This is a genomic window from Legionella sp. JM-2024 (genome assembly GCF_055389095.1).
Genome location: NZ_AP039388.1, coordinates 3,169,004 through 3,194,017 on the forward strand (window position 1 = coordinate 3,169,004; position 25,014 = coordinate 3,194,017).

The window sequence follows — 25,014 nt, forward strand, 5'->3', positions numbered from 1 at the left end:
CTAATAATAACAGTTACTGTTGCCATCATTTGGGCAATTACATCCTGTAGGATTAGACGGACTAAATGTAATATGCCCGGCACTATCAATTGAACTCACCGTTTTTGTACAAGAAGGATTGCCCCTGATAGTAATTGTTGCGCCGGGAAATACCAAATATTGCGGCCATGGTGCATCCGCTAAAGGTCCTGGGTTACCCGTACTCTTCGTTGTTGTAGAGATCTGTTTACCAGTAGATGGATTTGTTTGCTTAATTACAAGCGTATAAGGATGACCAAATCCTACTATTGTTAACAAGGAGCCATTCGAAAATCCTTGACAACCAAGTGCAGAAACCATTTGGTTTTTAGGAACTAGTCCAGCGGCTTTCTGCTTGCAGTTGGAGTCAAAAAGTCCATAATGTCCTTCGGCATGACTACTCCCTTTGTTTGGTTCGTCATATGCTTCAAATGCCAGAACTCCAATCGAATATCCTGAAGTAGCAACAAAATTGGCAGTATTGGATTGATATAGTGCTTGAAAATACGTAGAAGCATTGGCAACAGATGGAACACATGGTCCTGGAGAATTACAGGCGTATCCTGTGGTTGCTCCTGCAGTTGCCCAGCCTGTTTCTGCTGCCAAAAGTACTCGGCCGGCAGTATAAAATGGTTGTGTTGGAGCCACAGGTAAGGCAGGAGGATTTGCCGATCCAACAACATTGATATAATCCCAGGCTAATGAATTCGTTGATTGCACAGTGGGTGGAGCTAAAGGAGTAATCCATACTGCCTGATTGGCTACGACTCCCCATTGAAAAGGGTAAGGATCAAAAGCTAATGGCGCATCGGGGGAATAGCTGTTGATTAATGTGACCATGTCTGCAGAGATAGCTGGGCTTGGTGTAACCAAATTACCGCTGACTAAAGCGGAGCCTACTGGTGTAGCAAGGCCTGCTGCAGCTAATGTCCCCTGAAGAGAATTGACAGCAGAAGTTAAGTAAGCCACGTTGGATGTGACAGGATTGTTACATGGTGGAGTTGTATTACCTGCTTCACAATAGTTTTCATGTCCTGCGAATACGAGAATAACAGTATCGTTAAATACCGGTACAGTCACTTGAGTTATTATGGCATTAAGAAGTGCTTGTGCGCAGGGGATATAGTTTTGATTGGCAGGAGGGATTGGACATCCGCCGCTGTATGGTGAGTCAGCGGGCTGTTGAGGAATAACTGCCTCATAAATTACTTTCATTCCTAAAGCGTGAGCCTGGTTGATAATGTCTATCCATGAATAATCTGTTGTTTGATAGGAGCGAACGGTATTAAATCCGGCTTCTTTCAATTGAACTAACTCGACATAGACATTGCTAATAGGCGTACCAGCCGCATTATTACCCACAATAAACACATCGTGGTTGTTTAATGGAACATTGCCCGCGTAATGATTCGGTTCATAATCGACCCCAATCAAGCCAGAGAATGAGGCGAAGGCAATATACGGTACCACAGAAAAAGACCACGCCAAAAATAATTTTTTTAGAGGATGTAACATATTGCTCGCCTTTGTTGTTTTATAAATATTTTTATAAAAAGTGACCACTTAATTTCCGAGACTTGTCTATTAAGTTTCAGGTGAAAAGTCAAAAAATTTATCTCTGCTATCAACAAGAACAAAATGCAGAATGGTGACACGTTGTAAGACATATAAGATAAATTGACTTTATTTAAAAAACTGTTATCCCTCGGGCACAATGACCCGAGGTTCTTTACAGACATTCGTAATTAAGCAACCTTTTCTTTCATACGAACTGCCAAGACTTCCATAGCCAGGAATTTGACGTAATCATAGGTAACATAATAATCCCCTTGATCTCCAGCTAATTTAGACCAGGAGTTACGTAAGGTGAAAACACCTCTGTTAATATGACCCTCTTCATCCATCACTTCAAGATCATCATCATATCCAGTAATCACTAATTCATGGCCAGCATAAATCATTCCATTCATTGCATCCAATACAATCTCAGGTGTTAACATCCAGGTATCATTGTAAGCACGGTTGGTACCTACAGCTCCAGCATCACCAACGTATACATCCAACAACATACCAATAGTCAAGCGATTACCTTTTGCTAACTCCTCTTTGATCTGATATACGATTTGATTCATATCTGCTTTGACTGAGAAGGATTCTTCATCCTTTAATAAAGCTTCCCAACTAATTAAATTTGAAACAGGAACACTATGAGCCAGGAAATCAGAATCAGACATGGGCTTGCCTTCATTATTTTCATCTTCCAGAGGATATTCTCGAACACCAGCACAACCATTTAATTTTTGGTAATTCTGGCTAATGATGCCGTATTCAGAAATCTGTTGAAGTACCCAGTACCCAAAAGAACCATTCCAACCACTGGCTTGCGCTTTGTCATGAATGGCTAAATAACTTCCTAATTCCAGGTTACACAATTGACTAATATAATCACCTGCACCTAAAGCAGCATTAATCGCTGCAGTCACAGCGAAAGTAACGCAACTGCCATGATATCCCTGATCCAGGACTGGTGTTAATTGCATTCCCAATTTCACTTTTCTTGGTAATTCTGAAGAGAAACTGGCTGTGTTTATTGCATTTTTAGGGTATTGTGACAACTGTTCACGCAAATAAGATTTTGCTTCTGCCGATAATTCATACTTGGGTAGTTTAAATGTTAAACTTTGAGCAACGCCACTTGGATTTTTAGGAGTGATGTGAACATCAACCTCTCCCTTCAAAGTCAAAGGACCTGCAAAAGCTAGCGAAGAAGATAAAGATAATACCGCAAAATTAATTAACTTACTCATAAAATACGTCCCTATAATTAACCCTCTTGGATCATATCAAGAGAGAAGTTAAATGCAACAAATTATGAGAATAAAATTACAAACCAAATCTTTTATCAACAAAGAAGAAACAAAGCTTGATTACAAAATTTTCATTATAAGTCGTTTAAATCAGCATCGTTATTGTTGCAGAGCCTATACCAACTGGTTCGTTATTTTAAAATCTGGCGACATTTTGAATCGCAGCCAAATAAAAATAACACCATCATCGCAAAAATAACTTAATACTACTGTTGGCAACTCAAGAACAAACCAAATTTGAATTAAGAAAACAAGCAACTTGACTTGAGTTCAGATATAATGTGTCTGATTCTAAAAAAGAGGATATTTAATATGCGTACTCTATTGTCATGTTTCCTAATCACCCTACTGTCTTTTGGCTTGATTATTAATGAGGCCTCAGCTAAACGCTTTGGTGGTGGACGTAGTTTTGGTGTACAACGCTCTCACAACAGTCTTTTTTCATCCAATAAAACCCACAATACGTCTTCACTGGCACAAAAAACCAATAAAAATAGATGGGGTGGTGTATTAGGTGGTCTTCTAGTAGGGGGTTTATTAGCCAGCCTATTTATGGGTAATGGCTTGGCTAATGGATTAATAACCTGGTTAATTCTTGGTTCAGCTATTTTCTTTATCGTAAGCTTCTTACGTAGAAAAATGCAGCCAGGGATGCAATCAGCCCAATCCGGGACTGGAGCATTCCGACAAAATTCATTCCAACAGTTTACGCAAAATTACAGCAACGGAGGCAGCAGTACTCAGTTCGCACAACAAGAAATGAATTTTGATACAGACAATTTTATTCGCAATGCCAAGGTAACTTTCATACGCTTGCAAACAGCTTATGATCAAAAAAATCTTCATGATTTACAAACTTTTACTGTGCCTGAAGTATTCGCAGAAATTAAAATGCAACTGGACGAACGTGGTGATGTTCCCAACCAAACTGAAGTAATTTCTCTGGATGCGAAATTACTTGATGTATCTAAGCAATCCTTGTCAACCATCGCAAGTGTGCAATTTACTGGCTCTATTAAAGAAAATGGTGAAACCTCTAACTTGGACGAAATCTGGCATTTCCGTCAATTTGATAACAGTAAAGAATGGCTTGTTGGAGGCATTCAGCAAGAAGTATATCAACCATAATAACTGATGCAGGTTTTGAGCATAGCAACTCTTTTAAAAAAGCAATTGCTATGCTCGAATATAAAGTGTTCGTTTTTTATTAATCTACTATATACTTCACCTCGATAATATCGTACTCCACCATGCCACCGGGTGTATCGACTGTTACGCTGTCATCAAGCTCCTTACCTATCAAAGCACGTGCAAGAGGAGAGCTGTATGATATTTTGTTCAATTTGATATCCGCCTCGTCTTCACCAACTATTTGGTAAGTCAATTCAGACCCTGTCGATACATGACAAATAGTCACGATTGAGCCAAACACTACCTTGCCATTATTCGGTAATTTACTGATATCAATTATTTGTGCATGGGATAACTTGGCCTCAAGTTCTTGAATACGTCCCTCATTAAAACTTTGCTGTTCTCGAGCAGCATGATATTCCGCATTTTCTTTCAAATCGCCATGAGCTCTTGCTGTCGCAATAGCTTCTACAATGCGAGGACGGTCTACAAACTTTAAACGATGCAATTCTAATTTTAGGGCTTCCGCACCCTGAACTGTCATAGGATGTTTACTCATATCTACCTCTAATGCAAATCTTGTAAGCGAGTTACAGTTTCCCTATCTTCATACTTCATGGCCAAACAAGCTGCCTCAGCACCTGATAAGGTTGTAGTATAGCTAACCTTATGCTGCAATGCATTGCGTCTGATAGCAAAAGAATCCGCAATCGCTTGTTTGCCCTCAGTTGTATTTACAATAAAGTCAATTTCATTATTTTTTATAAAATCCAGCACATGTGGTCTACCTTCTGCCACTTTAAAGACTCTCCTGCAGTCTACGCCAGCAGCTTGTAATGCCAAAGCAGTGCCCCGTGTAGCAATAATTTCAAAACCTAATTCTATCAATCTCTTAGCTATCTCCCCCACGCGGGTTTTATCAGCATCACGTACTGATACAAAAGCCCGTCGTCGTTTAGCAATATGGCATCCTGCTCCCAATTGAGCTTTAGCATAAGCTTGTCCAAAACGCTTGGCAATACCCATCACTTCTCCTGTAGATTTCATTTCTGGACCAAGAATCGAATCCACACCGGAAAATTTAATAAATGGAAAAACTGGCAATTTAATGGAATAAAAAGAAGGCATATGATGATTTTGACTCAGCCCTTGATCCGTCAAACTAATTCCTACTTTACATAGAGCAGCGATTTTAGCCAATGGTAGTCCAGTAGCCTTTGAGACAAAGGGTACAGTTCTTGACGCACGGGGGTTAACTTCCAACACGTAAATATCATCCGCTTGAATAGCAAACTGCGCGTTAATTAACCCAACGACGCCTAATTTCAATGCCATTTGTCGTATTTGCTCTATCAAATCCTGTTGGACTACCACACTCAAACTAAAAGGAGGTAAGGTGCATGCGGAATCACCTGAATGAATACCAGCCTGCTCGATATGTTCCATAATGGCTCCGATTAATACTTCTTTACCATCACAAACCGCATCAATATCTACTTCTATGGCATCATTTAAAAATTTATCAAGCAACACGGGTGAATCATTGGATACTTCGACCGCATGTGATAAGTAGTATCGTAAATCATCTTCTTGATAAACAATTTCCATAGCTCGGCCACCAAGCACATAAGAAGGCCTGACAACCAATGGATAGCCAATTTTATTGGCCAACTCAATTGCTTCTTCTTCACTTCGAACTGTTCCATTATCAGGCTGATGCAATTTCAATTCTTTAACCATTTGCTGAAATCGTTCCCTATCTTCAGCCATATCAATGGCGTCAGGCGAAGTACCTATTATTTTCACACCGTTAGCTTCCAGACTACGGGCTAATTTTAATGGTGTCTGCCCACCATAATGCACAATCACGCCTTCAGGCCGCTCAACTTCGACTATTGATAGTACATCTTCTAAAGTAACAGGTTCAAAATATAATCGATCGGAGGTATCAAAATCAGTAGAAACTGTTTCGGGATTACAATTCACCATAATAGTCTGATAACCCGCTTTTCTCAGCGATAAAGCAGCATGTACACAACAATAATCAAACTCGATGCCTTGGCCAATCCTATTGGGACCACCACCTAGAATCATAATTTTTTTCTTATCAATTTCAGGTCTTGCCTCACAACTGCTTTCATAACAAGAATATAGATATGCCGTATCGCTAGGGAATTCCCCAGCACAAGAATCAATTCGTTTATAAACAGGCAAGATCCCTAGCTCAATACGTCTTGCCCGTACTTGTGCCTCAGTACAACCCAAAAATTCCGCCAGATACGCATCTGCGAAACCTCGGTGCTTCATCAAATGCAAGGTAGATTTATCCAATTCCTGAATGGCTTTTCCAGCTACAGAGCGCTCTAAAAGAACTAACTCTTGAATTTGAGCTAAAAACCATCGATCAACTCGACTTTCCAGATAAATTTCCTCAAGTGACAAATTTTGCCTAAACGCATCGGCAATATACCAAAGTCTATCCGGAGTTGGCTCACGTAAATGCCCACGCAAACGAGCCATATCTTCTTTTTGAAATAGCGAATGCAATCCACATCGTCCAATCTCCAAACCTCTAATGGCTTTCTGTAATGATTCTTGAAAGTTAGAACCAATCGCCATGACCTCTCCAACTGATTTCATTTGCGTAGTAAGAGTATCTGGAGTTTGTGGAAATTTATCGAAATTAAATCGTGGTACTTTTGTCACTACATAATCAATGCTGGGTTCAAAAGAAGCAGGGGTTTTACCACCAGTAATTTCATTTTTTAACTCATCCAAGGTGTATCCTACAGCCAATTTTGCTGCCACTTTTGCAATTGGAAACCCAGTGGCTTTTGATGCCAAAGCAGAACTTCGAGAGACTCGTGGATTCATTTCTACCACGAGCATACGCCCATCTTCAGGATTAATGGCAAATTGAACGTTAGAGCCTCCTGTATCCACGCCAACCGCCCTTAACACCTTAATTGCTGCATCTCGCATGCGCTGATATTCTTTGTCGGTTAATGTTTGAGCCGGAGCCACTGTAATGGAATCACCAGTATGCACCCCCATAGGATCAAAATTTTCTATGGTACAAACGATAATACAATTGTCATTTTTATCCCGGACTACTTCCATTTCATATTCTTTCCAACCTAGAACTGATTCATCAATTAACAGCTCGTGAGTTGGTGACAGCTCCAATCCTCTAATACAAATTTCTTCAAATTCTTCACGGTTGTAAGCAATACCTCCTCCGCTACCACCCATGGTGAAGGAGGGTCTGATGATAGTCGGGAAGCCCAAACGAGCTTGTACTTGAATCGCCTCTTCCAAGCTATGAGCAATCGCTGATCTCGGCATATCCAGGCCAATTTTAATCATGAGTTGACGGAATTTTTCTCTATCTTCCGCTCTGTCTATTGCTTCGCGTGTGGCTCCTATCATTTCGACAGAATATTTTGTTAAAACCCCTTCTCTTACCAAATCCAAAGCACAATTTAAGGCAGTCTGCCCGCCCATTGTGGGCAATAGAGCGTCAGGCCTCTCTATTTCAATAATACGAGCTACTTCTTTCCATTGAACAGGCTCAATATATGTTGCGTCAGCAAGCTCTGGATCAGTCATTATGGTTGCTGGATTAGAGTTTACTAGTATCACTCGATATCCTTCTTCTTTCAAAGCACGTAGTGCTTGGGTTCCAGAGTAATCAAACTCACAAGCCTGCCCAATGACAATAGGCCCTGCTCCAAGAATTAGGATAGATTTTATATCGGTTCGTTTTGGCATAATGACAATAAAAAAAGAATAAAGTGATATATTTTACCGAGTTTTGCCTAAAGATTATACCCTACAATGGCATGTTTTAGCTTATTCAGCTATCTATTTAAGTATTTGCAAGTTATAGAATGACATAAAATCACTTATATAAAGTAGAAAGCAGTATTTGCAAACCTGCTTCTGTCAAAGACAAATATTTATAATAGGGATCAGCGGTCGTCCTCTCAAGCCATTCGTTTGCAATACATATATCTGTTAATTTCTGCGCTTCCTCCACTGAAACTGGCTTGCCCATCTTATGGGTAAGTACCGCTGCAGCATCTTCCTCAATGCTCAAAGATACTTGCTCTCTGGTCACACTTCTTTCAATCATTTCATCATAAAATAAAGACAAAATATCCATTTCATTCATAAAAAATTCCTTTTCTTAGCTATAAGATCTATAGCATATATTTCATGTGAGTTCGATATCAAAAAATGATACTATTTTTTACATCAAATTAGACTGAATTTTTATAACCAACTTACTCTCTATGCAAGAAATTGATGTCATTATTATTGGAGCCGGGGCTGCAGGTTTAATGTGTGCTATTGAAGCAGGTAAGCGCAAAAGACGAGTACTTGTGCTTGATCATGCGAATAAGCCCGGGAAAAAAATATTAATGTCTGGGGGTGGACGCTGCAATTTCACCAATTATTTTATTGAACCAGACAAATATTTTTCTCACAACCCTCATTTTTTCAAATCAGCCCTGACTCGTTACACACAATGGGATTTCATTGATCTCGTTAACAAACATAAGATTCCCTTTCATGAAAAAACGTTAGGGCAATTATTTTGTGATAATAAATCCAAAGACATCGTTGATATGCTGCTTAAAGAATGTGAACAAAAAGGTGCATTAATTTATTTAAATACTGTAATAGAAAAAATACAAAAAGCCGATAACCATGCCTTTAAGATTAACACGACAAAAGGGAAATTTCATTCCCATTCTCTAGTAATTGCCAGTGGAGGACTCTCTATCCCAACCATGGGAGCTAGTCCATTTGCATACAAAATTGCAGAACAATTTGGTCTTAAAATATGGCCAACCAGAGCAGGGCTTGTACCTTTTACTCTGGATGTCCCGGAAAAAGATAAATTGTCTATATTATCAGGGATAGGCATTGATAGTTTGGTTAATAATGAAAGAAACCGATTTCGTGAAAATGTCCTCTTTACTCATAGAGGGCTAAGTGGACCGGCTATTTTACAACTATCCTCTTACTGGTATCCAGGTGAAAATATATGCATTAATTTGTTACCTGAACAAAACCTCCTGGAAATTTTAAAATCTGCTCGAATTGAGAACCCGAATAAACAGTTAAATTCTGTGTTATCCATATACTTGCCCAGACGAGTTGTAGAAGTATTCATTCCTCAAAAGCTTGGCGAAAAAAAACTGGCAGACAGTTCCAATAAAGATCTGGAAAACATTTCGCACTTACTGCATAACTGGGTAGTGAAGCCCAATGGTACAGAAGGTTACCGTACAGCAGAAGTTACAATAGGAGGAGTAGATTGTAATGATATTTCCTCAAAAACCATGGAAGCAAATAAAGTACCAGGCCTATATTTCATAGGCGAAGCATTGGATGTAACGGGATGGCTAGGTGGGTACAATTTCCAATGGGCATGGTCTTCCGGATGGGCTGCAGGGCAAGTAGTATAAACATTGAATTCAAAAAACTTAATTTTCTCAAGGTGTGATGGATTTCTTAAAGCCCAAAGCCCAAATTTTTCCTAATATTTCATGAAGTGCAATTGAGGTATAGGCTAGGTTATAAGGATTAGGTATTACCATTTTTACCCATGTATCCGTAGACCAAAAAAATGTAAAATCAGTAGGAGCCGCTATGGGATGCAATCCTTGCTGTTGACACAATGCCATTGAACGAGACATGTGGACAGCCGAGGTAACCAGATAAAAGGGCTGATCATGTACTATCGCAACTAATTCACGCGCCTGCTCTGCCGTATTAATAGAAACGGGTTCAATAACAATTTTTTCTGGAGCAATTGAAAACCACTTGGTTAATTGTGCCAATAATAAAGCTTCTGGTTGTTCACCAGCAGTTCCTCCCCCAGATAAAAGCAATTTTCCATCTGGCAGTGCACTTAATAATCGGATACCTTCAACCAATCGCTTAATACTCGCTGAAGTCAGCAAATCATTTGCAGGCATTCCTTCCGCTTGATTTTGCCCCCCGCTGAGAACAACTACCCATTTAATTTTGGTATCGATCTGATTCACTACAGGGTATTGAGACTCCAATCGATGAGTCAAATAACCAGGTAACCAGCCAGTGCTCATCACAATCAAGACCAAAAATACACTAAATAATAGAACTTTAGTTAAAACCGGAAAAACTCGCCGGTATAGCAAAAAAATGCAAATACCTAATGACAATACACACAAAAAGAAAGGATTAATCAAGTATTCAAGCATATGTCTAATTAATGCCATTATCTGACTCTTCGCATTAAATAAACCCCGATTAAAGAAAATATGATAGTGGGGCCAAAAGCAGCCAATTCAGGAGGCCACTGGAATACGGTACTCACCGGGCCAAAAAAACGATTCAGAATATGAAATCCAAACCCTGTCATGGCACCTACCAATAATTTTGAGCCCATAGTCGAGGAACGTAAAGGACCAAAAATAAAAGGGATAGCAAGAATCATCATAACCATAGTGTTCAAAGGCTGGGTAATTCTTTGAAAAAAAGCAAACCTATAACTCGATACATTTTGGTGGTTACGTTCTTGCTCACGTAAATAGCGGTTCAACTCATGCAATGTCATTTCATCAGGATTGGTACCGGTAATTTTAAGAATTTCCGGTTTCACCGCCACATCCCACGGAAGAGTATTGAAATGATATGCTTTGGTATGATCCTGAGCAAATTCGGTTTGTTTTACATCATAAGCTATCCATGAGTTATTGACATATTTCACTTCACTAATCTGACGAGCTAATTGTAAATTATGTTGGTTATCAAAGCGAAATTGATTCACATATTGCAAAGTATTTTCTGGCGTTACTGAACCTATAGAAACAAAATCATTACCATGGCGCACCCAGACTCCTCTTGGGGTCAACAAAGCCTGTCCCCCCGTTAATGCGGAAACCTTATATTCATTGGCATAATGAGCCATTATTGGCACAATCGTTTCACCTAAAGACGTGATCAATAAAATGACCACCAGAGAAGCCTTTAATACGGCTGCTGTTATTTGAGCAATAGACATCCCCGCTGATCGCATCACAACGAGCTCACTATGGTTGGCTAATACCCCAAGTCCAATCAAACACCCAAGTAAACTTGCGATAGGGAAAAACAGATACACTTGATATGGCATCTGTAATAGGACAAAAACACTCGCCTGCAAGATACCATAATCCACTCGACCCAAATCGTCTATTTGATTAACAAACAAAATAAAAATCTGCAATCCTACTAACATCAAAGTAACTAATCCGATAGCAGATAAAACCGTTTTGGCTATATAGCGATTGAGTATTTTTCTGCTCATGCAAGCTTCACCTGATTTCTCCAAATTAATATGATACCCAGGATAGCGATAATAAGATGCACCCACCACATACCTACCCACCATGGAATTTTTCCGGTTGCAATGGCATCACGAGAAACAAAAATAAAATTGGCATAAAAAATATAAATAATAATGGCCGGTAAAAGTTTTGAATATTTTCCCGAGCGTGGATTAACACGACTAAGGGGAACAGCAACTAAAGTCAAAGTTAATACCATTAAAGGGATAGAAATACGCCACTGTAATTCAGCAGCCTTTTTCAAATCATGATTATTCAAAGGCCACAAGTCCCTGGTTTTAGCAGTCCGAGCATCATTATTCATAACAATAGTTGGATTAGGCAATTTTGATTTATAGCTGGCAAATTCTGCAACCTGGTAATCCGCATGGCCAGGAACACCCTGATATTCTTTGCCATTTTGCAACACGATATATTCTTCACCTGTTTTAGGATTAGTCTCTGCAAATGCTTTATCTGCCCACAAGACGTCCCATAACAATTTATTATCCTCTACAGTGTGCTTTGCCAAAAATACTTGTTCTGCTTGTGAGTGATCACGATTCATCGATTGAACATAAAAGATTTGCTGACCACTATTAATTGCATGAAAACGCCCTGGCATAATAGTTTGGATCAAAGTCTTGATTCCAGTAGACCGTATTAACTTGGTGCGTTCAACAGCAATCACCGGGCTAGCCCAAACCATCACAGCTGCGACAACGACTAACACAATACTTGCCATGATAAAGCTATGTTTTAATAACTGCCTGGGGCCATAACCACAAGCTCGGAGTACAGTCATTTCGCTTTCAGCATATAACCGGCCATAAGCCAATAATAGCGCAACATAAAATCCCAAGGGCAGTAGTAAACCCATCAGATTGGGCAATTCCAACATCAACAACTTCATAATAATAAAGCCTGGAATTGAGCCAGAAGCGGCACGATTTAAATATTGTATAAATTGATTACTCATGAAAATAAGAACTAATATCGCAGTTAATGCGATCAAAGTGAGAAACACTTCCTTAGTCAAATAACGAAAAATAATCACTACTCAATACCCCAGAGGATGCTATAAATTAATTCAATTTTTTCAGAATAACATAAATAAAGAATCAATCATGATAATTCAAGACTGACTATTTAAAAAATTGAATACCATTAAAACAAATGATTAAAACAGAACTTTTCATTCAAATACTTGTTCAATTTAGGTAAACTGTTCGTCTAATTTAAGAGGTATAGGAAAATATCATGAATTATGGATTAACTCATACCCCCTCATTAATCACAAGTGAATGTCTGGTACTGGGTATTTTTTCTGATCTAGCATTACCAGATTTTGCAATCACCATAGATAATGAACAGCAAGGGCTGATTAAGAAACTTTGTCGAAGAGCCCCTGAGCCAGGTAATATTGTATGGCAAACTGATGTTGAGGGATATAGCCTATTAATCATTCAGTGTGGCAAGAAAGAAGAGTTCAGTGCCAATGCCCTTCAAAAACGTGTGGGGGAAATAACAGAAGCACTAATTAAACAGCGTTTTTCTTCTGCTACCCTCTGTATGCCTCGGTTAAACCAGGAGTCGGCTGAATGGCAATTAGAACAAATGATAGTTCAAATTGATAATTTACGATACCAACTTCTTGATTTTAAAACTAAAAATTCAAAAACCCACAAATTAGAGTCTGTTGTATTCCATTTGCCGGGGGCTACTGAAAAAAGTCTTGAGATGGCCAATGCCATTGTTAACGGAGTTGAATTTTGCCGTAATTTAGCCAATATGCCAGCAAATATTTGTACACCTACTTATCTTGGTGAACAAGCCATTTCATTATCCAAGCAATTTGACCAGATAAGCTGCAAAATTATAGGGCCAGAGGAAATGCGGGAAATGGGTATGGGGGCATTACTGGCAGTGTCTCAAGGCAGTGACCAACCGCCAAGATTAATAGATATTCATTATCAGGGCGACAAAAACTCAGCCCCGGTAATTCTTGTTGGTAAAGGGATTACCTTCGATTCTGGGGGCTTATCAATAAAGCCAGCTAATGCAATGGATGAAATGAAATACGATATGTCTGGTGCTGCCAGTGTCCTGGGAACCATAAAAGCCTGTGCTTTACTGAAATTACCCATCAATCTTATTGGAATTATTGCGAGCGCTGAAAACCTGATTAGTGGTTCAGCTGTAAAATCAGGAGACATTATAACTACCATGTCCGGACAGACAGTTGAAATTATTAATACCGATGCAGAGGGTCGGCTAGTGTTAGCTGATGCCTTAACCTACGCAGAGCAATATAATCCAGAGTTTGTGATTGATATTGCTACCTTAACAGGAGCAATAATCGTTGCTTTAGGCAATGTAGCTACCGGTTATATGACTAAAGATGATCGACTGGCCGAATCAATTGAACGTGCCGCTAATGAAAGCCAGGATAAAGTTTGGCGCATGCCTATGGATGATACCTACCAAGAGGCATTGGATAGTCCGTTGGCCGATATGATCAATGCCAGTTTTGATCGCACTGCAGGAAGTATTACTGCAGCCTGTTTCTTATCACGATTTACTGAAAAATATCGTTGGGCTCATTTGGACATCGCCGGCACGGCATGGATTTCTGGAAAGAAGCGCAATGCAACAGGACGACCTGTTCCTTTATTAACTCAATTATTACGTCATGTCACCAATTCGCGTTGATTTTTATTTATTAGCTAGTAACCAGCCTGAATCCCGTTGGTTGGTTGCTTGTCGTCTAATCGAAAAAGCCTATACCAGGGGCCATACAATTTTTGTCTTTTGCGATAATCAACAACAAGCAGAATACCTTGATGAATTTTTATGGACCTTTAAGGACGAAAGTTTTATTCCACATAATTTGCAAGGAGAAGGACCAGAGCCACCACCTCCAGTACAAATTGGCTATAACAAAGAACCTAGAGGATTTACTGATATTTTATTAAATCTATCGAGTAACATCCCAACTTTTTACACTCGATTTAAACGAATCATTGAACTGGTTAGTAATGTAGAAACTGAGAAAGAATTAAGCCGCTTACATTACAAAGAATATCGAAGCAAAGGATGTGAACTCCATACTCATTCTATTGAATAAGTTGTAATCGTTCAAAACCTTGTTAAATATAGTGTCTTTTAATGTTAGCTACCTGATTTATTCGGCTAATTATACTATTCACAGAAGTTATTACACATCAGCTCCCTTACGGTCGCGGCTCGGATTATAATGGCGCAAAACCGAGCCGCGACCGTAAGGAAGCGGATATAGTTTGCCACATTAAATAAGCAGTTAAATTTTAACCTGGTGATTTTGAATAAGACCAAAGCACATCACAATCTTTTTTTATAGCGGCTTGTAATAAATAAACTAATGGAATTGCTCTTTTAGCCAAGCTAATTTCGGATTCTTGATCATCCTCATCTTCCACTGGTGTTTTTTGATTTTTAATCTTTTCTAATCCCTGTTGTAAATGACTCAAAGCATCTGATACATTTTCTGACTTAATAGCGCCGGGAATTGCACCACCATGTCCCATTAACAATAACAATTGTTTCGCCACATCATTAAAATATGTAATGTTCTCATACGCATCGCAACTAAAAGTGACAAACATAGCTAACTCCTATTAAATTCCTATCCATAAATCTGCAACAAATACTCAGCAACTGTTCGCAAAGCCATTGCTTCACCACCTTCAGGTTTTCCTGGTTTGCTTGCATTATTCCAAGCCATGATATCAAAATGAACCCAAGGAGTTGATTTTGTCACAAATCGTTGAAGAAATAAGCCAGCAGTAATGGCACCTGCGTAAGAAGAAGAGCTGGAGTTAGATATATCCGCGATATTGGAATTCAATAACTCTTCGTAAGATGAAAACAAAGGCAAGCGCCAAACAGGGTCTGAGACTTTATTAGATGCGTCTATTAATCGTTGAGCCAGTTGGTCATGATTAGAAAACATGGCTGCTATTTCAGTACCCAATGCGATACGGGCAGCGCCTGTTAAAGTAGCAAAATCAATTATTAAATCCGGTTTTTCTTCACATGCCTTCACCAAGGTATCTGCCAAAATCAAACGTCCTTCCGCATCCGTGTTTTCAATTTCTACAGTTAATCCATTGCGCATGGTTAAGATATCTCCTGGTCTAAACGCATTAGGACCAATAGAGTTTTCAACAGCAGGAACCAACACTTGTAATCGAATGGGAAGGCGCCTCATCATTATCCATTGTGCTAGCCCTATAACATGAGCAGCGCCTCCCATATCTTTTTTCATTAAACGCATGCCTGATGAAGGTTTGATATCAAGACCTCCACTATCAAAACACACTCCCTTCCCAATTAAGGTCACTCGTGGATGCTTTTCATTGCCCCAGCTCAAAGACAACAATCGAGGTGCTGAAGCGGAAGCTCGCCCAACAGCATGAATGGCTGGAAAATTATCCTTTATAAGTTCCTCTCCAATCCATTGTTTGAATTGAGCCTTATGAGTTTTAGCCAGTTGCTCTACTACACAAGCCAATGCTTCCGGTCCCATATCACAAGTTGGTTTATTAATCAGGTTACGCACTAAAAATAAAGAATTGGTTAAAGCTAAAATACTAGTAATTTCATTTTCTTCAACGATTAATACTCGAACCTGCCATTCATTTTTTTTATACTCATCAAATCGATATTGCGCTAATCCCCAAGCCACAGCTGCTTCATGGATTAACTCATCTTGCAATTGGTAGCTTCCTGGGGGTAACAAAAGAGCCGCATTAGCCAAGGCAGTTTCCTGATTACCGGCTCCTGAGCCAATAAATGCCTTTTCTATCACGCCATCAGCATTCAGAATAAAACAATGATCACCCAATTTACCCTTAAATTGTCGAACAAAAAAACAATTTCGTTCCACAGGGGTTAGCTCTTCAATGCCATCTTCCCATTGTGTTTGAGAAATAAGGTATACAGGAACAACTCTATCACCACGACTTTTATAAAATACATCAGCTTGCATCATTTTTAATCCTTCATCTGACCACGAAAGTGGTTAGGTCTAACCCCTATTATACCTAAAACCAATAAATATATGACTATTGTGGCAAACACATGAGCCAACAACAAACTCAAACGCATCATAGGAGGGAAGCTAAGCCAATAAGTCGTTGTCCCACTCATAAAATATAAATAAACACTAATCACAGAGTTAGCTACCAACAGCTGGAGACTATATTTCAACCATCCGGGAGAAGGTTTGAATAATCCTCTTTTTATCAACAAAAACAATAAAATACCGCAATTGACATATCCTGCTAAAGCCGAAGCCAAAGTCAATCCAGCGTGAGCAAGGTGCCAAACAAATACAAAACATAAAACAGTATTAACCAGCATGGCAACAGCACCCACTTTCACAGGTGTACTGATATCCTGGCGAGCATAAAAACCGGAAGCCAACACTTTGACCATCATAAAAGCTGGAACACCTGCAGCAAGTGTAATCAAGCTTTTTTGAGTTTGCAGCAAATCATAAGCAGTAAATTTTCCATAAGCGAAACAACTGGCAATTAATGGTAAGGCGAAAAGAGACAACCCTAAACCCGCTGGAATTCCTATTAATAAAATCGAACGCAGCCCCCAATCCAAAGCACGGGAAAATTGGCTAATACTTTGCTCCGCATGTTTTCTGGAAAGATGGGGTAGGATAACCGTTGCAATGGCAACGCCAAAAACACCTAAAGGAAAATCAGTCAATCTGTCAGTATAATATAACCAAGAGACACTCCCTATTTTTAGAAAAGAAGCAAAAATACTATCCACCATCAAATTAAGTTGCGCGATTGAAACACCAAACAAGGCAGGTATCATCAACTTAAGAACTTTATTTACCCCTGGATCATCCCGAACTACTCTAGGTCTGATAAGCAAGTTGCGTTGATATAAAAATGGCAATTGAAAGAGTAATTGGACTATGCCAGCAATTAACACTCCCCATGCCAAACCAACAACAGGTTGTGGCAAACTGGGACATAAATACATTGCAGATAATATCATACTGATGTTAAGCAACACTGGAGTAAATGCCGGAACTCCAAAATAACCATAAGTATTCAGTATTGCTCCTGCCATTGCCGTTAACGAAACTAACATCAAATAGGGAAAAGTGATACGAAGCATCTGGGTTGCCAATTCAGCCCGAGTACTATCATGATTAAAACCCGGAGCAAACAAAAAGATAATCACTGGAGATGCGACTATCCCCACGACAGTAACCAAAGCCAATATCGAACTCAAATAACCTGAAATACGAGCAATAAAAGTACGAATGTCTTCTGGAGAACGGGTCTTTTGATATTCGGCCAATACCGGGACAAATGCTTGAGAAAAAGCCCCTTCAGCAAAAAGACGCCGCATAAAATTCGGTATCCTGAAAGCAACAAAAAAAGCATCCATGCCAGCTTGAGCCCCAAAAAAATTGGCAAGAACCATGTCTCGGGCAAATCCCACTATTCTTGAAATAAATGTCATTAATGAGACGAGGGTCGTGGATCGTATCAAGCTTTGTTTTTTGGGTACCATAATATCCATCGTTGGCATGGCGTTTTAAATAAAATAGTTTTCCTTATGATATACCTAAACGGACATGAGTTCGATATATAAGGTGTGGAAAAGCTTTTTATATAGTTAGATGAACAAAATATGCAGCATTTATATAGAGGTTACTCTAAACTAATCCAGTTCGATTTCAATATTAAATAGTAAATAGATATATAAATGCAAAAAGGTTCTCTGGAGGTCTATTGACAAATTCTAACTCATTGTGCAAGATCTATATCTTTTGCAATATCTGATTGAGTGGAGATTTTTAAGTGGCAAATATCAAATCAGCGATTAAGCGTGCACGTCAAAACGTCAAATTGCGCCAACATAACGCCAGCGCGCGTTCCATGTACCGCACTTACATTAAAAATGTGCTGAAAGCCGTAGAGTCTGGGGATCAAGAAGCTGCTCGTGCTGCTTATTCCAAAGCACAACCAGTGATAGACAAAGCTGCCAATAAAGGCTTAATTCATAAAAACAAAGCAGCACGTATTAAAGGCCGTCTGGTCGCTCGCCTCAAGGCGATGGCTGCCTAATCCGGAGTTTCCGTCGCTCTAAGTTCGAAACAACCGAACCGGTAATTAACCGGTTCGGCTCTTTAGCTTAACTCATTTGAATAATTAATTGGCTCAAGGTTTGATTGATCATATTCCAACCTGTTAGAGACCTGTTCCAGATTTCTCCCAACAAAAGTTGAGTAAAATTGATTCCGTCCCATAGCAGCAGCTATTCCCTGGAAAAATCCCAACATACTTAAAGGTTGCGTAGGGAACAACAACGCCGCTAATTGCCTTTGAGACTGCATATGTATCACTATATCCAATTCTCCGGACATGGATTGCAAATTCTCTCTGGCTGTTTGTTGTTCATTTTCCGCTTTTTCTATTTTTGTTTGCAATTCCTGTTCCAAAGCAACGTAAGGCATCTTCATCAAACCAGCATATCTTTCTGTTATCGATTTCAATCGTGGGAATCCCACTTGGAGAGTATCCGCTGTTGGATTAATGAAACCATCTTTTGCAAACAATATACTGGCCACCTCATTAAGCATGCTATGCCAGGGCAAAGGAGAAAGTAAAAATCTTGTTATCCAATATCTTTCATCTTTTACAGAAGCAAAAGACTCGGACAAACATTCAACAAAAAAACTTAGCGTCTCATTGAAATACATTATCCGTGCTTCTAATTGCTCACGATAAATCTTTAAAGACTCTTTGCAAAAATCGGATGCCAATTGATATTGGCTTTCAGCTACCTGTAAACGACCCGAGTAGTAGTCTATGGTTTCACGACCCTTTTCAACATCACGCCACTCTTTATTGATACTACGTGCCATACGATAAGCCAAATTTAAACCTCTAAAATGGACATTCGTTTGAACTTCAGAAGTCAGTTCCTCTAATGTATGCAATTGCTCCATTAAAGTAGTCAGCTGGCATAATCTCGTAAGCACTTCACTATCTTTTGATGAATTACATACATAGACAACTTTAGGAACCGATTTCAAATGGGATTGCCCGAATTGATTTTCTGAGAGAATTAAAGAGGAGGATTGATCCAAGCCTTCTTGTTCTATTGCCTCTTCTGATTGATTAACCAAGCTTACGTTGCGTATCAGGGGGAAACCCGTCGATTTTAATATCTGCTGCATTTCTTCTTTTGTCGATGCTTGAAATGCATTAAGCCAGTTCACTCTATCCTTTGAGTTTATTACTTCCTTTTGAGTTTCCAGCCAATTCTTGGCCAAAACATACAATCTCTTTTTAGCCAATTGAATTTGGCCTTGTAAATCATTTATGGTTAAAAACATCCTTTTATGCTCACTTGTTTGCTTGCGTGAACATAATTTATCATTCTAAAGTGTATACTTCAATTAAAAAAATATACTCATAATTATATGTATTTTAAAGTGAGAATACTTCCTCAAAAATATGATACTAATAATCAGAATGTCCACTTCGAAAGACCGAACGAAAAGCCTTTATGCTGTAACATAAAGTGGTTAGAAGGGTTAAGAGAACCAATATAAAATAAACGACAACTCGGGCAAAATGAACGGGAGCTATTTCCGGGTAAAATAATAAATAAATTAATGGAAAAATTAAAACAAGATCATAGCCCAAAAAAGCTAAAAATAAACCACCAATATTTTCCCAATAAGGCTCAAGTAAAATCAACACAGTATAAATAGCTGCTCCAAGCAAAATCCAACCATAAATGATGGCCATTTCTGGAGCGAGTACCCAAGCAAAAGCATCCGTATTTGCAATTAATCTCAACCCAACCCAAAGATTAGCAACGATAACTAAACCCATAATCCCTTTAAGTAGACCAGGGAACTCTTTGCGCGAGTGAAATTCACCACGACGTGCAACAATAAAAAAAAGAACATTTATAATTAGGAGAAAAAGAGCTATCTCACCCCACATTAATAAACGCCCCTGATCGTAGGTTTGAGTAGACTGAGTAGACTGAAGCAGTAAATACATGCTGCAACCCCCATAAGAGATGACCCCACTAAGCGAGGCAGCACGCAAAGCAGCTAGTCGCTTAAAAATACTACAATATACATAAGAGCCAGCACTAGCAAAAAAAGCACTCGCCATGAATACATGACTCAACCAAGGAGCATCAGGCCAAAGCCAGTAAGTTAGAATCCTTGTATCCTGAGTTAATAAGCCTATACCCCATAAGACAAGAATTGCCGCAACAGATAACAATGAGATCCGCAAAATAATAGGCATATCGTTTTACCTTAACTATATATATTACATAAACTTATAGTACATCTAATTTAATTAGGTCAAATGATTACTAACTGGATATTGTTTTAATATTTGAGGTAAATTCACAGATCACCTCAATCAAGATAGCTCACACGATAATTAGCTTCAAATAAGTTGACAATATTCAATAGAAGGCTGTATTTTCATAAAAATATGAATATTTTGAGTTGAAAAAGGAGTTTTGTGTGTGTGTCCCTGCCAGAGTTAGAATACAACTCATATCCGTTTTTTTCTTCTTTTTATTCTTCATCACACCATCTATTTTCTATGGAAAGACTTCACAAGGAAATTCATTATCCGGGCAAGGAGTTTATTTGGGAGCTTCAATTAGCAAAGACACCGGTTATTATAATTTTAATCGCCGTGATTTAACTCCTCCCTTATCATTTATTGACCAAGATGTCTCGGTTTTAAATGGAACAGGAGTTGGTGGGGAAATCTATTTAGGTTATAAATATCCTTTGTTAACCAGGTATTCTATTGCACTTGAAGGATTCTACAATCGAAGCTCTCATTCTGCAGATTTTAATTTATTAGACTCTAATATATTTTATACCCGTCAATTAATCGGTTCCTTTAAACAAAAATGGCTGGCTGGTGTTGCTATAAGACCGGGTATATACCTCATCCCGCAAGGTCTTTTTTATGGACGAGCAGGCTACATCGTGAGTGATGTTAGGTTAAATGGAAACATTATACAAACCGGTACTGCTCCATTTGGTTCTTTCAGTGGAAATCTTAACCGACCTGTAGATTCGGAAGGACTCCAACTGGGACTGGGTATGGAAATTCAAGTGATACCTCGGTTAAATATTCGTCTTGAATGGGATTGGAACAAAATGGAAGATTACGTATTTAACAATGTCATAAGAGATTCTTTAGGAAATTCCTATGCTATTTTTCGTACCGCCTCAAACCCTACTTTAGAACAGATTAAATTAGGGGCAAATTGGAGCTTTGGTTAAATTCCACCTTGAAAATAAAGCAGGAGCTAAACTCCTGACATTCTCAAGGTATAAGCTTCATCGAGAATTTTCCATCTTAATGCCCCCTATTTGTCCTTGCTAACATTTATTTTGAGGAAAACAACCAATTTATGCTCAAATTGAATTAATATTTTACTGGTCTTATAATTTAAATTAAGAGTAATTACTGAGACTAAAAAACACTATGCCAAATCTTGCCAAGATTATTCAGGGAGACGATATCACTCATGATTATTTGATGAAGGATCAGAATGAATTTAAAATTTTTCGTTATGAAAAAAATGTTTATGCTGTTCGTTATAATAAAGATAAGCAAGAACCACTTAGTTTTGTTCAAATGTGGCGTAGTCACAAAGGTGAAGACATAAAAAAAAACAGAGAAGCTGCTGAGGTTTTAGGTAGGGGAGTGGAAGGTATTGTTAGGGAGGAAACACCAGACAAAGTTGTTAAGCGGGGAATTTTTAAAAGGCCCAAAGATCGCAAAGATCCAAATATAAACACAGATAGAAATATTGAAATCTTAAAACAAAAATTTCTTCTTTCCGAGCATCATATTGAAAAATATTTTGTTTTTGGCCTATGGAATACCAAAGGAGAAGGCAAAGATTTTTTCATGCCCAGGGTAACTAAAAGGGATTATTCAAAAGAGGATTATCCTGAGGCATTCAATGAATTTATTCTAGCTCTCAAGAAAGCTAATGAGTTAGGTTTATCGCATCCAGATTACTCTAATGACCCTTTTCATAAAAGTTTTCAAAATGAGATTTTCACAGAAGACGGTATAAAGCTCATCGATCTGGATAAGGGATTATCAGACCATAATAAAGAGGATACCGACAGTAAATATAGAGTATACGGAAGAGATCAATGGTTATATGTTTATAATTATAAGTTTAATAAGGGAGGGACTGACACTGGCTGGAGACAAAAGATAAATGATTGGTATAAAGAAAACCCCGGAAAAGCCTTATCAGAAAATCCCGAGATTCTGTTAAAATTTAGTCCACCTATCGCCTTACCGCAAAGTGTTGTAAAAGAACTGGAGATGTCAAAAAAATATGATGTCTTGTTAGAAAGTGCCGGTTCTGAGGAACAATTCACTAAATTTAGAAATTTAAAACAAGAAGCTCTTGGTAAAATTAAAGAGAAGAGTGAAACGTCAGATCCCAAAAGTTATTATGAAATGATTGACAGAGAATCTGGGCAAGTTGATGACCTTATTACTGGTGAGGTGAAACGATACACTGAAATAATAACTTCTCTGAAGGAAGCTTTTCCAGAAAAGCCTCCCAAAAATTTCTTTTTTAAATGGCTAGACCGGATATTTGGGGCAGAGGAATCTATAGAAAAAGAAAGAAGAATATTACATGATATAAATTCTAATTTAAACAAAGTCAATGTCCGTCTCAATGAATCCCATCTTCCCACTCGTAATGAAATAAAAGAGCTGCAAACTCAACTTAAAGAGCTTCAAGAGGCTGCTCTTGTTCGTCATGAGCAACAAATATTTAATCTTTTTGCACGCTTGGGAATTACCAAAAGTACTACATCAGAAAAAGCCAAAGATTTTCTTGATTTCTTTAATAAGGAATTCCCACTTTTGAATTCAAAAGTGGAACTGGAAGAGAAAACACTCCCTTCTGAATCCGCATTTCAACACTCAGAATCAACACCGTCACCTCCTGTTTCATCAAGGGTTCCATCAAATTCTAAAGATAATGATAATCTTACTCGCACAAGAAACCCGGATTTAGAGCATTCTGAAAAACTTGCCAAGTGGAAAACTACTCGCAGCCCAACGACGAATAACCAGGTTCTTACAAAATCAGATAGTCTTGTTTCGCTAGAGACTACAGAGCAGAGTTCTCGTGAATCAACAGTCCAAATTCATCGGGAAACATTACACAAACTGCGTAGAACTGAACAAAAGCCAGAAAAAATTGTAGAGGAAACCATCCAGTTAAAATCACGTCGGTAGTCCTGTCGACTGCTGTTACACTCTAATTCTCTATAGATTGTAGCTTTATGAAATCTTAAATCACTCGCTATCCCAGTATCGATTTACCAGTCAATAAATACTCATGGTTGGATACGATCTTGTATTCTTAAATGACGAGAATGTTTTCCCATGCAAATACCTGGTTATTAGTTAAAGGAGGTTATAGATTTTATTTGCTATTATACTCCGGAAAATGCCGGGGGTTTTTCCAGGACAGGTGATACCTTGGGTTTTTCAATTTTATCTGAAAGAGCTAAAATAATTCCAACAAGAATTATGCTTCCACCTATAATTTGTGCGTAACCAGGTATTACACCTAAAATGAGGTAGGCAAAGAAAACAGACGCAACAGGGACAATGGCAGCACCAATCGCTACTTCTGCTACTTTGGCATATTGCACCCCTACAAAATTTAAATAAATCCTTATTGCGACAATAATGCTTCCGTAAAATAGCATCCATTTCCAGAGAAAGGGAGAAAAAAGATCAGCGAAATGTTTAAAACCATACAATACTACCACGATAAAAAAGAAAAAGACTACGCCAATTGCCATACGAAAAATAGTAAAAATTCCGGCAGGAACAACACGTACAGTATGATAACTAATGACAGTGGAAGAAGAAGTTGCAATAACAGCTAATAAAATACAAACTTCACCCGAATATGAAAATGAGGCTAAAAAAGAATACAGGGGGCCAGCAGGAATTGCAGCTAAGGAACTTGCGGGTAAAGCCTGATACATAAAACTTTGCAACAAAACAATTAAGACAATACCTATCATAGTCAACAAAGCACTAACTAACATGCGGGCTGAAGGGCTTTCATTAAAAAAAATCCATCCAAAAAATAAAGTAATAGGAATTTCAAGCGTTGAAATTAAAATCACATTAATTACATTAGCGAACATAATTCCAAAGAAATAAAATGTTGGAGTAAGAACTCCAGAAACTATTCCTCCGGCAAAAACTAACAGCCAACGACTTATAGTCATTTTTTTTATTGTAAATGTCCTCAGTTGATTTTGGTGAATTAAAAGAAGTGTAAGAAGTGCGATCAAATTACCGGCAAAAAGTACGTTACAAAAAGAAATCGGATTTCTGCCATTCTCAAGATGATGGCTGCCAATATTAATAAGCTTTGCTGTTACAGGAGAACCAGCGCTTAAAATTAAGTTACTTAGAAGGATAAAAATAATTCCCTTATATTTCAATGGGATACTCATCATGAACCTTTAAAAGATAATTTTTTAAATAAAA

At 38.4% G+C, this 25,014-nt stretch carries 21 protein-coding genes; 7 read left to right on the forward strand and 14 right to left on the reverse strand.

What is annotated here, in order from left to right; translation table 11 throughout:
• Window positions 1-1,533, reverse strand: coding sequence for a glycosyl hydrolase family 17 protein (locus ACZ5EK_RS13835; RefSeq protein WP_464430266.1), 1,533 nt, complete (start codon window positions 1,531-1,533; stop codon window positions 1-3).
• 230 nt (window positions 1,534-1,763) lie between these two features.
• Window positions 1,764-2,825 (reverse strand): C1 family peptidase, encoded by a 1,062-nt coding sequence (locus tag ACZ5EK_RS13840; protein ID WP_464430268.1) that lies wholly within the window; start codon window positions 2,823-2,825, stop codon window positions 1,764-1,766.
• Window positions 2,826-3,197: 372 nt separating this feature from the next.
• Here ACZ5EK_RS13840 and ACZ5EK_RS13845 point away from each other — a divergent pair, with 372 nt between their 5' ends.
• The gene (locus tag ACZ5EK_RS13845) at window positions 3,198-4,013 is read left to right on the forward strand and encodes a Tim44 domain-containing protein (protein ID WP_464430270.1); all 816 of its coding nucleotides are present in this window, start codon (window positions 3,198-3,200) and stop codon (window positions 4,011-4,013) included.
• A 79-nt stretch (window positions 4,014-4,092) separates the two neighbouring features.
• Here ACZ5EK_RS13845 and greA read toward each other — a convergent pair whose 3' ends face one another.
• From greA to ACZ5EK_RS13860, 3 genes are all read right to left on the reverse strand, one after another.
• The gene (greA, locus tag ACZ5EK_RS13850; RefSeq protein ID WP_464425299.1) at window positions 4,093-4,575 is read right to left on the reverse strand and encodes a transcription elongation factor GreA; all 483 of its coding nucleotides are present in this window, start codon (window positions 4,573-4,575) and stop codon (window positions 4,093-4,095) included.
• Window positions 4,576-4,583: 8 nt separating this feature from the next.
• Complete coding sequence (gene carB, locus ACZ5EK_RS13855; RefSeq protein ID WP_464430272.1) at window positions 4,584-7,787, reverse strand: carbamoyl-phosphate synthase large subunit; 3,204 nt, start codon at window positions 7,785-7,787, stop codon at window positions 4,584-4,586.
• Window positions 7,788-7,917: 130 nt separating this feature from the next.
• Window positions 7,918-8,190 carry a hypothetical protein gene (locus tag ACZ5EK_RS13860; RefSeq protein ID WP_464430276.1) on the reverse strand — a complete coding sequence of 91 codons (273 nt, stop codon included), beginning with the start codon at window positions 8,188-8,190 and terminating at the stop codon, window positions 7,918-7,920.
• Between the two features lie 121 nt (window positions 8,191-8,311).
• Between ACZ5EK_RS13860 and ACZ5EK_RS13865 the strand changes: the two genes are divergently transcribed.
• Window positions 8,312-9,493 carry a BaiN/RdsA family NAD(P)/FAD-dependent oxidoreductase gene (locus tag ACZ5EK_RS13865; RefSeq protein WP_464430279.1) on the forward strand — a complete coding sequence of 394 codons (1,182 nt, stop codon included), beginning with the start codon at window positions 8,312-8,314 and terminating at the stop codon, window positions 9,491-9,493.
• A gap of 27 nt (window positions 9,494-9,520) precedes the next feature.
• Here the strand turns inward: ACZ5EK_RS13865 and ACZ5EK_RS13870 are convergent, their stop codons facing one another.
• Genes ACZ5EK_RS13870 through lptF form a run of 3 tightly spaced genes read right to left on the reverse strand, consistent with a single transcriptional unit; the run spans window position 9,521 to window position 12,434 of the window.
• Window positions 9,521-10,288: a YdcF family protein gene (locus tag ACZ5EK_RS13870; RefSeq protein WP_464430281.1), complete on the reverse strand. Its 768-nt coding sequence runs from the start codon at window positions 10,286-10,288 to the stop codon at window positions 9,521-9,523.
• Window positions 10,288-11,358, reverse strand: a complete 1,071-nt coding sequence (gene lptG, locus ACZ5EK_RS13875) for an LPS export ABC transporter permease LptG (RefSeq protein ID WP_464430283.1) — start codon at window positions 11,356-11,358, stop codon at window positions 10,288-10,290. The genes ACZ5EK_RS13870 and lptG overlap by 1 nt, the downstream gene beginning before the upstream one ends.
• Window positions 11,355-12,434 carry an LPS export ABC transporter permease LptF gene (lptF, locus tag ACZ5EK_RS13880; RefSeq protein ID WP_464430284.1) on the reverse strand — a complete coding sequence of 360 codons (1,080 nt, stop codon included), beginning with the start codon at window positions 12,432-12,434 and terminating at the stop codon, window positions 11,355-11,357. Before lptF ends, lptG begins: the two co-directional genes overlap by 4 nt.
• A gap of 203 nt (window positions 12,435-12,637) precedes the next feature.
• Between lptF and ACZ5EK_RS13885 the strand changes: the two genes are divergently transcribed.
• Window positions 12,638-14,089 carry a leucyl aminopeptidase gene (locus tag ACZ5EK_RS13885; protein ID WP_464430285.1) on the forward strand — a complete coding sequence of 484 codons (1,452 nt, stop codon included), beginning with the start codon at window positions 12,638-12,640 and terminating at the stop codon, window positions 14,087-14,089.
• Complete coding sequence (locus ACZ5EK_RS13890) at window positions 14,070-14,504, forward strand: DNA polymerase III subunit chi (RefSeq protein ID WP_464430287.1); 435 nt, start codon at window positions 14,070-14,072, stop codon at window positions 14,502-14,504. The genes ACZ5EK_RS13885 and ACZ5EK_RS13890 overlap by 20 nt, the downstream gene beginning before the upstream one ends.
• 199 nt (window positions 14,505-14,703) lie before the next feature.
• On the opposite strand, the gene ACZ5EK_RS13895 is transcribed toward ACZ5EK_RS13890, so the two are convergent.
• Genes ACZ5EK_RS13895 through murJ form a run of 3 tightly spaced genes read right to left on the reverse strand, consistent with a single transcriptional unit; the run spans window position 14,704 to window position 17,983 of the window.
• Complete coding sequence (locus tag ACZ5EK_RS13895) at window positions 14,704-15,021, reverse strand: DUF1840 domain-containing protein (RefSeq protein WP_464430288.1); 318 nt, start codon at window positions 15,019-15,021, stop codon at window positions 14,704-14,706.
• A gap of 20 nt (window positions 15,022-15,041) precedes the next feature.
• The gene (locus tag ACZ5EK_RS13900) at window positions 15,042-16,406 is read right to left on the reverse strand and encodes a leucyl aminopeptidase family protein (protein WP_464432506.1); all 1,365 of its coding nucleotides are present in this window, start codon (window positions 16,404-16,406) and stop codon (window positions 15,042-15,044) included.
• 5 nt (window positions 16,407-16,411) lie between these two features.
• The gene (gene murJ, locus ACZ5EK_RS13905) at window positions 16,412-17,983 is read right to left on the reverse strand and encodes a murein biosynthesis integral membrane protein MurJ (protein WP_464430289.1); all 1,572 of its coding nucleotides are present in this window, start codon (window positions 17,981-17,983) and stop codon (window positions 16,412-16,414) included.
• A 272-nt stretch (window positions 17,984-18,255) separates the two neighbouring features.
• On the opposite strand from murJ, the gene rpsT reads away from it, so the two are divergent.
• On the forward strand, window positions 18,256-18,522 hold the full coding sequence (gene rpsT, locus ACZ5EK_RS13910; protein ID WP_464425314.1) for a 30S ribosomal protein S20: 267 nt from the start codon (window positions 18,256-18,258) through the stop codon (window positions 18,520-18,522).
• A gap of 62 nt (window positions 18,523-18,584) precedes the next feature.
• On the opposite strand, the gene ACZ5EK_RS13915 is transcribed toward rpsT, so the two are convergent.
• The gene (locus ACZ5EK_RS13915; protein ID WP_464430290.1) at window positions 18,585-19,796 is read right to left on the reverse strand and encodes a lpg2637 family Dot/Icm T4SS effector; all 1,212 of its coding nucleotides are present in this window, start codon (window positions 19,794-19,796) and stop codon (window positions 18,585-18,587) included.
• Window positions 19,797-19,923: 127 nt separating this feature from the next.
• Window positions 19,924-20,730, reverse strand: a complete 807-nt coding sequence (locus tag ACZ5EK_RS13920; RefSeq protein WP_464430291.1) for a hypothetical protein — start codon at window positions 20,728-20,730, stop codon at window positions 19,924-19,926.
• A gap of 227 nt (window positions 20,731-20,957) precedes the next feature.
• On the opposite strand from ACZ5EK_RS13920, the gene ACZ5EK_RS13925 reads away from it, so the two are divergent.
• The gene (locus tag ACZ5EK_RS13925; protein WP_464430292.1) at window positions 20,958-21,737 is read left to right on the forward strand and encodes an outer membrane protein; all 780 of its coding nucleotides are present in this window, start codon (window positions 20,958-20,960) and stop codon (window positions 21,735-21,737) included.
• A gap of 205 nt (window positions 21,738-21,942) precedes the next feature.
• Entirely contained in the window at window positions 21,943-23,736 is a 1,794-nt protein-coding gene (locus ACZ5EK_RS13930) for a hypothetical protein (protein WP_464430293.1), read from the forward strand.
• 200 nt (window positions 23,737-23,936) lie between these two features.
• On the opposite strand, the gene ACZ5EK_RS13935 is transcribed toward ACZ5EK_RS13930, so the two are convergent.
• The gene (locus ACZ5EK_RS13935) at window positions 23,937-24,980 is read right to left on the reverse strand and encodes a DMT family transporter (protein WP_464430294.1); all 1,044 of its coding nucleotides are present in this window, start codon (window positions 24,978-24,980) and stop codon (window positions 23,937-23,939) included.
• Between the last annotated feature and the right edge of the window lie 34 nt (window positions 24,981-25,014).

Bases quoted from the DNA above. Each gene is read 5' to 3' on its own strand.
- ACZ5EK_RS13915 (WP_464430290.1), bottom strand. From the start codon at position 19,796: ATGTTTTTAACCATAAATGATTTACAAGGCCAAATTCAATTGGCTAAA.
- ACZ5EK_RS13885 (WP_464430285.1), top strand. From the start codon at position 12,638: ATGAATTATGGATTAACTCATACCCCCTCATTAATCACAAGTGAATGT.
- ACZ5EK_RS13930 (WP_464430293.1), top strand. From the start codon at position 21,943: ATGCCAAATCTTGCCAAGATTATTCAGGGAGACGATATCACTCATGAT.
- ACZ5EK_RS13900 (WP_464432506.1), bottom strand. From the start codon at position 16,406: ATGCAAGCTGATGTATTTTATAAAAGTCGTGGTGATAGAGTTGTTCCT.
- ACZ5EK_RS13870 (WP_464430281.1), bottom strand. From the start codon at position 10,288: ATGGCATTAATTAGACATATGCTTGAATACTTGATTAATCCTTTCTTT.
- ACZ5EK_RS13890 (WP_464430287.1), top strand. From the start codon at position 14,070: ATGTCACCAATTCGCGTTGATTTTTATTTATTAGCTAGTAACCAGCCT.
- ACZ5EK_RS13935 (WP_464430294.1), bottom strand. From the start codon at position 24,980: ATGAGTATCCCATTGAAATATAAGGGAATTATTTTTATCCTTCTAAGT.
- ACZ5EK_RS13835 (WP_464430266.1), bottom strand. From the start codon at position 1,533: ATGTTACATCCTCTAAAAAAATTATTTTTGGCGTGGTCTTTTTCTGTG.
- ACZ5EK_RS13840 (WP_464430268.1), bottom strand. From the start codon at position 2,825: ATGAGTAAGTTAATTAATTTTGCGGTATTATCTTTATCTTCTTCGCTA.
- ACZ5EK_RS13895 (WP_464430288.1), bottom strand. From the start codon at position 15,021: ATGTTTGTCACTTTTAGTTGCGATGCGTATGAGAACATTACATATTTT.
- ACZ5EK_RS13845 (WP_464430270.1), top strand. From the start codon at position 3,198: ATGCGTACTCTATTGTCATGTTTCCTAATCACCCTACTGTCTTTTGGC.
- ACZ5EK_RS13920 (WP_464430291.1), bottom strand. From the start codon at position 20,730: ATGCCTATTATTTTGCGGATCTCATTGTTATCTGTTGCGGCAATTCTT.
- murJ (WP_464430289.1), bottom strand. From the start codon at position 17,983: ATGCCAACGATGGATATTATGGTACCCAAAAAACAAAGCTTGATACGA.
- ACZ5EK_RS13865 (WP_464430279.1), top strand. From the start codon at position 8,312: ATGCAAGAAATTGATGTCATTATTATTGGAGCCGGGGCTGCAGGTTTA.
- lptG (WP_464430283.1), bottom strand. From the start codon at position 11,358: ATGAGCAGAAAAATACTCAATCGCTATATAGCCAAAACGGTTTTATCT.
- ACZ5EK_RS13860 (WP_464430276.1), bottom strand. From the start codon at position 8,190: ATGAATGAAATGGATATTTTGTCTTTATTTTATGATGAAATGATTGAA.
- carB (WP_464430272.1), bottom strand. From the start codon at position 7,787: ATGCCAAAACGAACCGATATAAAATCTATCCTAATTCTTGGAGCAGGG.
- greA (WP_464425299.1), bottom strand. From the start codon at position 4,575: ATGAGTAAACATCCTATGACAGTTCAGGGTGCGGAAGCCCTAAAATTA.